The organism is Pseudomonas sp. Yb2C2 (genome assembly GCF_052112325.1).
Taxonomy (GTDB): domain Bacteria; phylum Pseudomonadota; class Gammaproteobacteria; order Pseudomonadales; family Pseudomonadaceae; genus Aquipseudomonas; species Aquipseudomonas marginalis.
This window is the reverse complement of record NZ_JAVAJK010000028.1, coordinates 1-12,722: the sequence shown is the minus strand read 5'-3', so window position 1 is coordinate 12,722 and position 12,722 is coordinate 1. Positions and strand designations below refer to the sequence as shown.

At 58.0% G+C, this 12,722-nt stretch carries 12 protein-coding genes; 9 read left to right on the top strand and 3 right to left on the bottom strand.

What is annotated here, in order from left to right:
* Nucleotides 1–113: 113 nt before the first annotated feature.
* The 3 genes from Q8X51_RS28385 to Q8X51_RS28375 form a co-directional block, all read right to left on the bottom strand.
* Nucleotides 114–386: a TfoX/Sxy family protein gene (locus Q8X51_RS28385; protein ID WP_027605391.1), complete on the bottom strand. Its 273-nt coding sequence runs from the start codon at nt 384–386 to the stop codon at nt 114–116.
* 202 nt (nt 387–588) lie between these two features.
* Nucleotides 589–933 (bottom strand): pentapeptide repeat-containing protein, encoded by a 345-nt coding sequence (locus Q8X51_RS28380; RefSeq protein WP_065925294.1) that lies wholly within the window; start codon nt 931–933, stop codon nt 589–591.
* Nucleotides 934–1,025: 92 nt separating this feature from the next.
* A complete protein-coding gene (locus Q8X51_RS28375) occupies nt 1,026–2,582 on the bottom strand; it encodes a bifunctional aminoglycoside phosphotransferase/ATP-binding protein (protein ID WP_407693792.1) in 1,557 nt (518 codons plus the stop codon).
* 118 nt (nt 2,583–2,700) lie between these two features.
* On the opposite strand from Q8X51_RS28375, the gene mrcB reads away from it, so the two are divergent.
* The 9 genes from mrcB (at nt 2,701) to msrQ (ending at nt 12,519) form a co-directional block, all read left to right on the top strand.
* The gene (gene mrcB, locus Q8X51_RS28370; RefSeq protein ID WP_065938262.1) at nt 2,701–5,025 is read left to right on the top strand and encodes a penicillin-binding protein 1B; all 2,325 of its coding nucleotides are present in this window, start codon (nt 2,701–2,703) and stop codon (nt 5,023–5,025) included.
* 16 nt (nt 5,026–5,041) lie between these two features.
* Complete coding sequence (locus Q8X51_RS28365; RefSeq protein WP_065925291.1) at nt 5,042–5,776, top strand: tetratricopeptide repeat protein; 735 nt, start codon at nt 5,042–5,044, stop codon at nt 5,774–5,776.
* On the top strand, nt 5,776–6,105 hold the full coding sequence (locus tag Q8X51_RS28360) for a YqcC family protein (protein ID WP_407693791.1): 330 nt from the start codon (nt 5,776–5,778) through the stop codon (nt 6,103–6,105). The genes Q8X51_RS28365 and Q8X51_RS28360 overlap by 1 nt, the downstream gene beginning before the upstream one ends.
* Nucleotides 6,106–6,536: 431 nt before the next feature.
* Nucleotides 6,537–8,261 (top strand): acetolactate synthase 3 large subunit, encoded by a 1,725-nt coding sequence (locus tag Q8X51_RS28355; protein WP_065925350.1) that lies wholly within the window; start codon nt 6,537–6,539, stop codon nt 8,259–8,261.
* 2 nt (nt 8,262–8,263) lie between these two features.
* Nucleotides 8,264–8,755 (top strand): acetolactate synthase small subunit, encoded by a 492-nt coding sequence (ilvN, locus tag Q8X51_RS28350; protein ID WP_003176102.1) that lies wholly within the window; start codon nt 8,264–8,266, stop codon nt 8,753–8,755.
* Nucleotides 8,756–8,802: 47 nt separating this feature from the next.
* Nucleotides 8,803–9,819 (top strand): ketol-acid reductoisomerase, encoded by a 1,017-nt coding sequence (ilvC, locus tag Q8X51_RS28345; RefSeq protein WP_003176099.1) that lies wholly within the window; start codon nt 8,803–8,805, stop codon nt 9,817–9,819.
* A 145-nt stretch (nt 9,820–9,964) separates the two neighbouring features.
* Nucleotides 9,965–10,822, top strand: coding sequence for a CDP-diacylglycerol--serine O-phosphatidyltransferase (gene pssA / locus Q8X51_RS28340; protein ID WP_407693790.1), 858 nt, complete (start codon nt 9,965–9,967; stop codon nt 10,820–10,822).
* A 63-nt stretch (nt 10,823–10,885) separates the two neighbouring features.
* A complete protein-coding gene (msrP, locus tag Q8X51_RS28335) occupies nt 10,886–11,899 on the top strand; it encodes a protein-methionine-sulfoxide reductase catalytic subunit MsrP (RefSeq protein ID WP_065925289.1) in 1,014 nt (337 codons plus the stop codon).
* Nucleotides 11,899–12,519 (top strand): protein-methionine-sulfoxide reductase heme-binding subunit MsrQ, encoded by a 621-nt coding sequence (msrQ, locus tag Q8X51_RS28330; protein WP_065925288.1) that lies wholly within the window; start codon nt 11,899–11,901, stop codon nt 12,517–12,519. The genes msrP and msrQ overlap by 1 nt, the downstream gene beginning before the upstream one ends.
* Nucleotides 12,520–12,722: the final 203 nt, after the last annotated feature.

Genomic DNA, 12,722 nt, shown 5'->3' with positions numbered 1-12,722 from the left:
TGTGATAATCATAACGATTCTCATTTGAGAGTCAACAGTTGTTTTTGAAGGATCTGCGGTTTTCCTCAAACGTCCGTTCGAAGTGCGCGTAAACATTGGGCCTTGCCGACGACCTAGCTCTTCTGACGCGCTGAAATGGCATCCAGCTGGCGGTTCAACGCCTCCTTACGCTCGACCGGAATATCATTCCAGTGCACGTCCATCAGGGCCCCTTCGATCGCATAGAGCAACACTTTTGATGCGCGAAACCCGCGAGTCCTGACGGCTCGATACGCATCGACCGCTCCCAGGCGACGCAAGTCGGATGCACTGTGGATGCCCACCGCATGCAGCCACTGCGCTGACGTCTTGCCAAGGTTTTTCAGGTGTTGCAGCTCATCGTTCATCAAGCCTCCTTGCGACGGCCGAATGGTGCGGTGGGTATCGTGACCAGGCAGGCCTGAACAGCAGTGTAGCGCTCAGTAGGAAAAGCGTAGTTCTTTGGTCCGAAACGGCCAAAAAGCTTATAAGAATGGCGCGGGGATTTTGACGCTGGGCAGGCGTGAAGCACCCGCTACGCGTTGCGCGTAGTCGGGCTTGGATCGAATGTTACTTGGTGCGGTAGCGCAGGCGAGTGCCGAAATTGACCGACATGAGGATCTCATCGGCAGTCAATTCAGGCGGGAAGTAGGTGCCCGAAATCTGCGCATGGGCCAGGCTGGCGCCTTCCATTGAGCAGTCGCGCAAATCCAGGCCGCGCAAGTCGGCGGAGCGGAAATACGCGTCGGTGAAGTCCACGCCGGTGGCGTTCAGGTCGCGCAAGTCCAGCCCACGGAAGTCGCCGCCGCGCATGTCGATAATGCCGCCTGCCGGGCGTGCCTGATTGAAGCCACGAATATCGTCTTTATGCAGGAGTGCGTAGAGCGGTGTATCTAGAAGCTTGGGCTGACTCATGAAAACGACTCCTGTTGGATTTATGACGCCATTATAGTGCCACTATTTCTTGGGCGTGCGTCCAAGTAGACGACACGCCCAAGAAATTTTTCTTACAAGCCTGGCAGGCGCTGGCGAATTTGTGCGACCAACGCATCGAGGGTTCCACTTTGGTTGGTCTCGACGCGTTTACTCAGCAACAGTTCTTCGGCGGTCAGTGGGTCACGGTTGGCCTGTTGTTCTTCGATAACGCTCAGGGTCGCGTCGGATGGATCGTTTTTGTCGGCCTGACGTTGCGCCAACCAACTGGTGATAACCGCCTGTGGCGCGTTGCAGTCCAGGATCAGGAACGGCGCCCCCGTGGCTTCGGCCACCTTGGCTGCGGCGTCGCGTTGTTCGCGTTTGAGGAAGGTGGCATCCACTACTACCGGGAAGCCGGCGCGCAGCACGGTATCCGCGATGTCATTCAAGCGAGCGTAGGTCCTGGCGCTGGCGTCGGATGCATAGATGCCGGCCTGGGGCGTGTTTTCCACCTGCTGCTCGCCGAACATGCGCTTGCGCTCCACGTCCGAGCGCAGGCGTACAGCGCCCAATGCTTCCACCAGGCGCATGGCCACGTGGCTTTTGCCCACTGCCGAGACGCCATGGGTAATTGCCAGGAAGCGCGATGGAATGGTGCTATAGCTTTCTGCCAGGTTGGCGTAGTTGCGGTATTGGCGCAGGGTCGTGGCGCGCTGCACCGCGCTTGCCTCGCTCGGCATGCTGAACAGCGCCACCTTGGCACGTACCAGGGCGCGGTAGGCTTTGTAGAAGTTCAGCACTTCAAGGCCCTGATAGTCACCGGTCAGTTCCAGGTACTGGCTGATAAAGCGCCGCGCCAGGGACTTGAGGCCGCGGTCTTCCAGGTCCATGGCCAGGAAAGCGGTGTCGGCGTACACATCGGTGAAGCGAAACGGCTCGTTGAACTCGATGCAGTCGAAGATCACCACGTTGCCGTCAATCAAGGTGGCGTTGCCGAGGTGGATGTCACCGTGGCACTCGCGGGTGAAACCGTCGAGCTTGCGCTGTGCCAGCAGCGGTTTCAGGCGCTCGAAGCTGCTTTCGGCCCAGGCTTGCAGGGCTTCCAGTTGAATCAGGTCGGCCTTGTCGCTGAGGAATGGGCGGATCTGGTCGAAGTTCTGCCGTACCGGCGCCATCACTTCATCGGGGGTGCCGGCCGCGTGGTCCTGCGGCACTTTTGGTGCGGCGAGGTGAAAGCGTGCGATCTGCCTGGCCATTTCATCGATGTGCGTGGCGGTCAATTCGCCATTGGCTTGCAGGGTGCTGAGCAGTTGGCTTTGCGGGAACTGACGCATCTTCAGGGCATATTCGATCACCGGGCCGTCGCCACCCAATTGTGGGGCTTCGGCAGTGCCGGTAATCGGCAACACTTCCAGATACAGATCCGTTGTCAGGCGTTGGTTGAGGCGCAGCTCTTCGTTGCAGAAGTGCCCGCGTTTCTCCAGGTCGGTGAAGTCCAGGAACCCGAAGTTCATCGGTTTTTTCAATTTATAAGCGTAGGGGCCGGTCAAGATGACCCATGAAATATGCGTTTCGATGACTTGGAACGCTTCAACCGGATGAGGGTACAAAGCCGGGTTTTGCAGGGCTGCGATCAGTGACTGGCTCACGGGCGATCCTTCAGAGTCGGGGGGAAATCATGGCGCGCATTATGGCTGCTACGGGCGGTCGTGCAAACCGCTGTCCGGCTCATGTTGATCATCAATAAAGTGCGTATAATCCGCCGCCATGACTCGAACCCGATCTCCCCGTTCCCGTAAAAAACCTCCTTCCCGCGGCCTGCGCCCGTGGCTTGGCTGGGCGCTCAAGCTCGGCCTGGTAGGCCTTGTGGTGCTCGCTGGCTTTGCGGTCTACCTCGACGCTGTGGTCCAGGAGAAGTTCTCCGGCAAGCGCTGGACTATCCCGGCCAAGGTGTACGCACGCCCGCTGGAACTGTTCACCGGCCAGAAGCTGAGCAAGGATGACTTTCTCACCGAACTCGACGCCCTGGGCTATCGACGCGAACCCGTGAGCAATGGTCCGGGGGCGGCTGCGGTCAGCGGCAACACCGTCGACCTCAATACCCGCGGCTTTCAGTTCTATGAAGGCCTGGAGAAAGCCCAGCCTGTGCGCGTGCGCTTCTCCGGCGACTACGTGGCCGAACTGTCCTCCCTTAACGGTTCGAAGTTGCCGGTGGTACGCCTGGAACCGCTGATGATCGGCGGGATTTACCCGAAGAACCTTGAAGATCGCATCCTGATCAAGCTTGATCAGGTGCCGCCGTATCTACTGGAAACGTTGGTGGCTGTAGAGGACCGCGACTTTTATAGCCACTGGGGCGTTTCGCCGAAGTCGATTGCCCGTGCTGTCTGGGTGAATACATCCGGAGGCAGGATGACCCAGGGCGGCAGTACGCTGACCCAGCAGTTGGTGAAGAACTTCTACCTGACCAACGAGCGCAGCCTGACCCGTAAGCTCACCGAAGCCATGATGGCGATGCTGCTCGAGCTGCACTACAGCAAGCAGGAGATCCTTGAGGCGTACCTCAACGAGGTATTCGTCGGCCAGGATGGTCAGCGCGCGGTGCACGGCTTCGGTTTGGCCAGCCAGTTCTTTTTCGGTCAGCCGCTGTCGGAGTTGAAGCTGCATCAAGTGGCCTTGTTGGTGGGCATGGTCAAGGGGCCTTCCTACTACAACCCGCGTCGCAATCCGGAGCGTGCGCTTGAGCGCCGTAACCTGGTGCTCGATGTGCTTGAACAGCAAGGCGTTGCCACGGCGGAACAAGTGGCCGCGGCGAAGAAAATGCCACTGGGTGTGACAACCCGCGGGAAGTTGGCGGACAGTTCATTCCCAGGCTTTATCGATCTGGTAAAGCGCCAGTTGCGTGAAGACTACCGCGACGAAGACTTGACCGAAGAAGGCCTGCGGATCTTCACCAGTTTCGACCCGATCCTGCAGATGAAGGCAGAAGCGTCGGTCAACGACACCTTCAAGCGCCTGACGGGCCGTAAGGGCGCCGACGAAGTAGAAGCCGCCATGGTGGTGACCAACCCGGAAACCGGTGAAGTCCAGGCCATGATCGGCAGCCGCCAGGCCAGCTTTGCCGGTTTCAACCGCGCACTGGATGCCGTGCGGCCGATCGGCTCGCTGGTCAAGCCGGCGGTCTACCTGACGGCGCTGGAAAAGCCGAGCAAATACACCCTCACCAGCTGGCTGTCGGATGATCCACTGTCGGTCAAAGGAGGGGACGGCCAGGTCTGGACGCCGCAGAACTTTGATCGCCGCTCCCACGGCACGGTGTTCCTGTACCAGGGCTTGGCCCATTCCTACAACATTTCCACGTCCCGGCTCGGCTTGGAGGTTGGCGTGCCGAATGTCCTCAAGACACTCGCGCGCCTGGGCATCACCCGCGAATTCCCGGCTTTCCCGTCGATTCTGTTGGGTGCCGGTGCCATGACGCCGATTGAAGTGGCGACCATGTACCAGACCCTCGCCAACGGTGGCTTCAACACCCCGATGCGCGGGATCCGCAGTGTACTGACGGCGGAGGGGGAGCCGCTCAAGCGCTATCCTTTCCAGATTCAGCAGCGTTTCGATGCGGGCTCCATCTATCTGATCCAGAACGCCATGCAGCGTGTGATGCGTGAAGGTACCGGCAGCTCGGTCTATAAAGTCTTGCCTTCCAACCTGACACTGGCGGGCAAGACCGGTACCAGTAACGACTCCCGTGACAGCTGGTTCGCCGGTTTCGGCCAGGATGTGCTCGCCGTGGTGTGGCTGGGCCGTGACGACAATGGCAAGACACCATTCACCGGCGCCACTGGCGCATTGCAGGTCTGGACCAGTTTCATGCGCAAGGCCGACCCGCTGCCGCTGAACATGCCGCAGCCGGATAACATCGTGCAGGCCTGGATTGATCCGCATACCGGCCAGGGCTCCGATGCCAACTGTCCGGGCGCGGTGCAGATGCCGTATATTCGCGGCAGCGAACCACCAGCCGGTGCTGCGTGCGGTGGCGGAGCCCCTGCAGATGCGGAATCGGTGATGGATTGGGTCAAGGGCTGGATGAATTAAGCAAAGAGGGTTTCAAGTGAACAAGTGGTGGATTCCAGCTATTACAGCTCTGGCTTTGCTCGGCGGTTGCTCCAGCGTGCAGCGCGGCTCTATTCCTGTGGTGGATTCGAGTACAGCTGTCTCCAATAATGACCGGATATCGGCCAATGGCGGTTTCCGCCAAACCGTGACCAACCGTCCGGCCCAGGCCAGGCCTCAGGCCGTGCCGCAGGATTCGGGTGTGGTCGTGATGGTGCCGGGCGGCGGTGCAGCTACCTCGGCGCCAATCAGTGCCGAGCCTTGGACGCCTGGGCCAAGCACCTCCGGGCCGATCGATTCCGCGCCGATGCAGACCGCGCCGATCAACCAGGGTACCTACACCATGCCGTCGACGCCGAGCGGCATTCCATCGTCCTCCAGCGCTGGCGGTTTGTCAGCCGACGAGCAATTGGATGGCCCGGTGCTGGCGTTGCTGACCACTGCCCAGCAACAGCAGGCGGGGGGGGATTTGAATGGTGCATCGTCGAGCCTTGAGCGGGCCCAGCGTGTTGCGCCCCGTGAACCGCAAGTGTTGTATCGCCTTGCCCAGGTACGCATGGCCCAGGGCGATGCGCCGCAGGCTGAGCAATTTGCCCGTCGTGGCCTGACCCTGGCCAACGGTCGTCCTGATCTGCAAGCCAGCCTGTGGGCGTTGATCGGCGATGCGCGTGCCGCACAAGGTGACGCCGCCGGCGCTGCCCAGGCTCGGCAAAAAGCCAAGGTCAGCCTCTGATGGATGCTCGGTTTCCAGCGATTGCCGAACAGTTATTGCTGATCGAGCGCGAATTGCGCGTGCGGGGCTGGTGGGACGAAGTGTCCCCCAGCACCGAGGCGCTCAGCAGCGTCGAGCCGTTTGCGGTCGACACACTGGACTTCCACCAGTGGTTGCAATGGATCTTCCTGGTGCGCATGAAACAGATCCTCGAACAGGACCTGCCGTTGCCCAATGCGTCAGGCATTCTCGAAATGGCCGAGATGGTCTATGCCGATCGGCCTCAGGAGAGTCTTGGTTTACGTAACGCGCTGAAAAAGTTCGATCAACTGATCGTCGACGCTCGTTAATTGCCTGGCTGCCGGTTTTTCCGGCAGTCTTGCGCACATTTCTACCGCTTGACGACATTCAGGCGAGTTTTATCCCTCCTCAAAGCCCTTTCTTCTACGTTCTCATGCGCTTAGTTGGAAAAAAGCGCAATTATTGCTTGACTTGAGAGGCCTGAAACAGAAGAATCCAAAGTCCGCTGTATCGGGACTGCCAGAAGCAGGCCCGCTCAGCAGATCATGAGGCGCACATCCGCGCCGACCTGTTACACCCGCAACGCGTTACCTCGCGCTGGGTGGGAAAAGCCCGCAACACTTGGGACGATCCCAATACTTGCTCAGTCAGTGCTGACGTAGTCGGCGACCACCGTCGCTCATGCTCTGTTGAGAAGTAAACCTATTAAGACCCGTCGGTTTTAAACGGACGGTATTCTGGCGTTTTAGAGGTGAACAACGTGGAGCTTTTATCTGGCGGTGAGATGCTCGTCCGCTTTTTGCGTGACGAAGGCGTCGACTATATCTACGGGTACCCAGGTGGTGCTCTGCTGCATGTTTACGACGCACTGTTCAAGGAACCGGCTGTTACCCACATCCTGGTTCGTCACGAACAGGCCGCGACCCATATGGCTGACGGTTATGCCCGTGCCACCGGTAAAGCCGGTGTGGTACTGGTAACGTCCGGTCCAGGCGCAACCAATGCCATTACTGGCATCGCGACTGCTTATATGGACTCCATCCCGATGGTGATCATTTCCGGCCAGGTGCCAAGCACCATGGTGGGGACCGATGCGTTCCAGGAAACCGACATGATCGGTATCTCCCGGCCGATCGTGAAACACAGCTTCATGATCAAGCATGCCTCGGAAATTCCGGACGTCATGAAAAAGGCCTTCTACCTCGCGCAGTCCGGTCGCCCGGGTCCTGTCGTGGTCGATATCCCGAAAGACATGACCAACCCGGCTGAAAAATTCGAATACGTTTTCCCGAAGAAAGCCAAGCTGCGTTCCTATAGCCCGGCCGTTCGTGGGCACTCGGGCCAAATCCGCAAGGCGGCAGAAATGCTCCTGGCGGCCAAGCGTCCCGTGTTGTACTCGGGTGGTGGCGTGATCCTGGGCGGCGGTTCTGCACCGCTGACCGAACTGGCCAAGCTGCTCAACCTGCCGGTCACCAACACCCTGATGGGCCTCGGCGCATTCCCGGGTACGGACCGTCAGTTCGTGGGCATGCTGGGCATGCACGGCAGCTACACCGCCAACCTGACCATGCACCATGCCGACGTGATCCTGGCAGTGGGCGCACGTTTCGATGACCGCGTGATCAATGGCGCGAGCAAGTTCTGCCCGAATGCCAAGATCATCCACATCGACATCGACCCGGCGTCCATCTCCAAGACCATCAAGGCCGACGTGCCGATCGTAGGTCCTGTTGAAAGTGTATTGACCGAAATGGTTGCTGCGCTCAAGGACATCGGTGAGACGCCGAACAAGGAATCCGTTGCCAGTTGGTGGAAGCAGATCGACGAATGGCGCGGTGACCGCGGCCTGTTTCCTTACGACAAGGGTGACGGCAGCATCATCAAGCCACAAACCGTGATCGAGACCCTCTGCGAAGTGACCAAGGGCGACGCCTTTGTGACCTCCGATGTGGGCCAGCACCAGATGTTCGCCGCGCAGTATTACAAGTTCGACAAGCCTAACCGCTGGATCAACTCCGGTGGCCTGGGCACGATGGGCTTTGGTTTCCCAGCAGCTATGGGTGTGAAACTGAGTTTCCCGGACTCTGACGTCGCGTGCGTCACCGGTGAAGGCAGCATTCAGATGAACATCCAGGAACTGTCGACGTGCCTGCAGTACGGTCTTCCGGTGAAAATCGTGTGCTTGAACAACGGTGTGCTGGGTATGGTTCGTCAGTGGCAGGACATGAGCTACGGTAGCCGTCACTCCCATTCCTACATGGAATCGCTTCCGGATTTCATCAAGTTGGTTGAAGCCTATGGCCACGTCGGCATTCGCATCACTGATCTGAAAGATCTGAAGCCGAAGATGGAAGAGGCGTTCGCCATGAAGGACCGCCTGGTGTTCCTCGATATTCAAGTGGATACCAGCGAGCACGTCTACCCGATGCAGATCAAAGACGGCTCCATGCGCGATATGTGGCTGAACAAGACGGAGCGTACTTAATCATGCGGCACATTATCTCCCTGCTTCTGGAGAACGAACCCGGCGCTCTGTCTCGTGTTGTCGGCCTGTTTTCGCAACGCAACTACAACATCGAAAGCCTGACCGTGGCACCGACCGAAGACCCGACCCTGTCGCGCCTGACGTTGACCACCGTTGGCCATGATGAGGTGATCGAGCAGATCACCAAGAACCTCAACAAGCTGATCGAAGTGGTCAAGCTGGTCGACCTGTCGGAAAGCGCCCACATCGAGCGCGAGCTGATGCTGGTTAAGGTTAAGGCCACGGGTGCTCAACGTGCCGAGATCAAGCGCACTACCGATATTTATCGCGGGCAGATCGTCGATGTGAGCGCCAGTGTTTATACCGTTCAACTGACCGGTACGAGCGACAAGCTGGACAGCTTCATCCAGTCGATCGGGACGGCCTCGATTCTGGAAACGGTACGCAGTGGTGTCACCGGGATTGCCCGTGGCGACAAAGTACTCAGCATCTAACCCAAATTAGCGAATGGCCTTACGGCCTGGATATATAGAGGAACCTCATGAAAGTTTATTACGATAAAGATTGTGACCTGTCGATCATCCAGGGCAAGAAAGTCGCCATCATCGGCTACGGCTCCCAGGGGCACGCGCAAGCTTGCAACCTGAAAGACTCCGGCGTTGACGTGACTGTTGGCCTGCGTAAAGGCTCGGCCACCGTTGCCAAAGCCGAAGCTCACGGCCTGAAAGTGACTGACGTTGCTTCCGCCGTTGCTGCAGCCGACCTGGTCATGATCCTGACCCCGGACGAGTTCCAGTCCGCGCTGTACAAGAACGAAATCGAGCCGAACATCAAAAAGGGCGCCACCCTGGCCTTCTCCCACGGCTTCGCGATCCACTACAACCAGGTTGTACCGCGCGCTGACCTCGACGTGATCATGATTGCGCCGAAAGCACCGGGCCACACCGTACGCTCCGAGTTCGTCAAAGGCGGTGGTATCCCTGACCTGATCGCGATCTACCAGGATGCTTCGGGCAATGCCAAGAACGTTGCGCTGTCTTACGCTGCCGGCGTAGGTGGCGGTCGTACCGGCATCATCGAAACCACCTTCAAGGACGAGACCGAAACCGACCTGTTCGGCGAGCAGGCCGTTCTGTGCGGCGGTACCGTTGAGCTGGTTAAAGCCGGTTTCGAAACCCTGGTTGAAGCTGGCTACGCGCCGGAAATGGCCTACTTCGAATGCCTGCACGAACTGAAGCTGATCGTTGACCTCATGTACGAAGGCGGTATCGCCAACATGAACTACTCGATCTCCAACAACGCCGAATACGGCGAGTACGTGACTGGCCCGGAAGTGATCAACGCCGAGTCCCGCCAAGCTATGCGCAACGCCCTGAAACGTATTCAGGACGGCGAGTACGCCAAAATGTTCATCAGCGAAGGTGCTACCGGCTACCCTTCGATGACCGCCAAGCGTCGTAACAACGCTGCTCACGGTATCGAAGTCATCGGCGAGCAACTGCGCTCCATGATGCCGTGGATCGGTGCCAACAAGATCGTCGACAAAGCCAAAAACTAAGTCGTACGTATCAACAGAAAACGCGGCTTAGGCCGCGTTTTTTCGTTTGAGGGGCGGGTTCTGGTATAAAGCTGCATCGTTTGCGGGCGAACACTCGCCGCAAGTATTGGTCGAATTTTTTTCACACCGTTGCAAGGTAAAGTCCATGAGCGAACGTCCCGAAGAGCCAAGCCAGGCTCCTGACGCCGAAAGCCTGCTACCGATCGATGAACATGTCGAAGAAGGGCATGACGCTGAAGGCCGTAAGGTCCGGCATCGTGGCATCTATTTGCTGCCCAATCTGTTCACTACGGCAAACCTGTTTGCCGGGTTCTATTCCATCATCAACTCAATGAGTGCCCAAAGTGCCCTGGCGGCGGGTGATGCGGCGAGCGCCAGCAAGTATTTCGGCTTTGCTGCCATCGCAATCTTTGTGGCCATGGTGCTGGACGGCCTTGATGGTCGCGTGGCGCGCATGACCAACACCCAAAGCGCCTTCGGTGCCGAGTATGACTCGCTATCGGACATGGTTGCCTTTGGTGTTGCGCCTGCACTGCTGGCCTTCGCCTGGGCGCTGGGGGACATGGGCAAGGTTGGTTGGATGGTCGCCTTCATCTATGTCGCGGGTGCGGCGTTGCGTCTGGCGCGCTTCAATACCCAGGTGGGTACTGCTGACAAGCGTTACTTCATTGGTCTGGCCAGTCCGGCGGCAGCGGGCGTGGTCGCGGGTATCGTCTGGGCGTTCAGTGACTACGGCATCCAGGGTTCAAAAATGTCGTTCCTGGTGGCGTTGATGGTTGCTGCGGCCGGTATGCTGATGGTCAGCAACATCAAGTACAACAGCTTCAAGGAGCTTGATCTCAAAGGGCGTGTGCCTTTCGTGGCGATCCTGGCAGTGGTATTGGTGTTCGCGGTGGTCTTCAGTGATCCTCCTCGGATCCTGCTATTGGCCTTCCTGGTCTACGCCGCTTCGGGGCCGATTCAGTACTTGCTGCATATGCGTCGGGACAAAACGTTGCCTTAATGTAATTTCCCCCATACTCCGCAGTCTATTGGTGCATCAGTTCTCCAATGCTGCGGAGTTGCCATGTTAATCAAATTGCCCAAAGCGTCCGATTGCCAAGAATCGGATGTCACGCCTGAATCCTTCTACCTTTCTCGCCGTAGCTTGCTCGGTGGTGCGCTTGCCAGCATTGCTGCCAGCAGCCTGCCGCGTTGGGCCAGTGCTGACGAGGCCGCGCGTTATCCCGATGTTGAGCCTGGCAAGGCGCCCAATTGGTTTGCCGAAAAATTGCCGGCAACGAAATGGCAGGCGGTGACGGTCAAGGATGAGCCCATCACCCCGTTCAAGGACGCAACCCACTACAACAACTTCTACGAGTTCGGTACAGACAAGGGCGATCCTGCGAAAAATGCGGGCTCGCTCAAGACCGAGCCCTGGAGTGTGGTGATCGATGGTGAGGTCGCAAAGCCGGGGCGTTACGCCCTTGAAGACTTCATGAAGCCCTATCAATTAGAAGAGCGGATCTACCGTTTACGCTGTGTCGAGGCGTGGTCGATGGTCATCCCGTGGATGGGTTTTCCGATCTCTGCCTTACTCAAGCAGGTTGAGCCGACCTCCAAGGCCAAATACATCCGCTTTGAAACCCTCCAGGATGCCAAGAGCATGCCTGGGCAGCGTTCGAGTTTTGGCTTGATCGACTGGCCTTATGTAGAAGGGCTGCGTCTGGATGAAGCGATGAACCCTTTGGCGATTCTGGCCGTTGGCATGTATGGGCGCGAGTTGCCCAATCAGAACGGTGCACCGTTACGTCTGGTCGTACCTTGGAAGTACGGTTTCAAGAGCGTGAAATCCATCGTGCGTATCAGTCTTGTAAGCGAGCAGCCCAAAACCACTTGGCAGAGTATCGCTGCGGATGAATATGGCTTCTATGCGAATGTGAACCCTACGGTGGATCATCCCCGCTGGACCCAGGCGCGGGAGCGTCGTCTGCCAAGTGGGCTGTTCAGTCCCAATGTGCGTGAGACGCAGATGTTCAATGGCTACTCGGATGAGGTCGCCTCTTTATATACAGGCCTCGATCTGCGGAAGAACTACTGATGCGTTACCCCATCTGGCGCATTGGCGTTTTTATAGCTGCGGCAGTGTGGCCGTTATTATGGCTGTATGAGGCATGGAGTTTTGCCTTGGGGCCGGATCCGGGCAAGGTGCTGGTTGATCGGCTTGGCCTGGGTACCCTGATCCTCTTGCTGATTACCCTTGGAATGACGCCGCTGCAGAAACTGAGCGGTTGGGCGGGGTGGATCGCGGTGCGCCGGCAGCTTGGATTGTGGTGCTTTGCTTATGTAGTGGCGCATTTAGCGGCTTACTGTGTGTTTGTCCTGGGGCTGGATTGGTCGCAATTGGGTGTGGAGCTGCGTAAGCGGCCCTACATTATTGTGGGGGCGCTGGGGTTCTTGTCTTTGTTTGTGTTGGCGGTGACTTCTAATCGCTATAGCCAACGCCGACTGGGTAGTCGCTGGAAGAAGCTGCATCGGCTGGTGTATGTGATTCTTGGGCTTGGTCTGTTGCACATGCTGTGGATCGTGCGAGCTGATCTGAAGGAATGGGCTATCTATGCTTCTATAGGTGCGTTGCTTCTGGTACTGCGTGTACCGCCAGTGGCGCGCCGAATCCCCCGACTTATTACTAAAAAAGCACCCACTGCAACAAAAGCGTAATTAACGCTTGACCGCAGATTGTAGGCGTCTATAATTCGCCCCACTTCCGGCGCAGTCGAAACGCAAAACTCCTTGGTAAACAAAGAGTTATGCAGAATAAGGCAGCGGATTGCTTCAGTTCATCGAAGCCCAGAAGGAGTTGATAGAGTCATGTTGTTTGACGCTATTAACGATTCGATCTTCTCGGTCGAAAGCGGAGAAAA

Coding starts and splice junctions, on each gene's coding strand:
- Q8X51_RS28385 (WP_027605391.1), bottom strand. CDS start 386: ATGAACGATGAGCTGCAACACCTGAAAAACCTTGGCAAGACGTCAGCG.
- Q8X51_RS28380 (WP_065925294.1), bottom strand. CDS start 933: ATGAGTCAGCCCAAGCTTCTAGATACACCGCTCTACGCACTCCTGCAT.
- mrcB (WP_065938262.1), top strand. CDS start 2,701: ATGACTCGAACCCGATCTCCCCGTTCCCGTAAAAAACCTCCTTCCCGC.
- Q8X51_RS28360 (WP_407693791.1), top strand. CDS start 5,776: ATGGATGCTCGGTTTCCAGCGATTGCCGAACAGTTATTGCTGATCGAG.
- ilvN (WP_003176102.1), top strand. CDS start 8,264: ATGCGGCACATTATCTCCCTGCTTCTGGAGAACGAACCCGGCGCTCTG.
- ilvC (WP_003176099.1), top strand. CDS start 8,803: ATGAAAGTTTATTACGATAAAGATTGTGACCTGTCGATCATCCAGGGC.
- pssA (WP_407693790.1), top strand. CDS start 9,965: ATGAGCGAACGTCCCGAAGAGCCAAGCCAGGCTCCTGACGCCGAAAGC.
- msrP (WP_065925289.1), top strand. CDS start 10,886: ATGTTAATCAAATTGCCCAAAGCGTCCGATTGCCAAGAATCGGATGTC.
- msrQ (WP_065925288.1), top strand. CDS start 11,899: ATGCGTTACCCCATCTGGCGCATTGGCGTTTTTATAGCTGCGGCAGTG.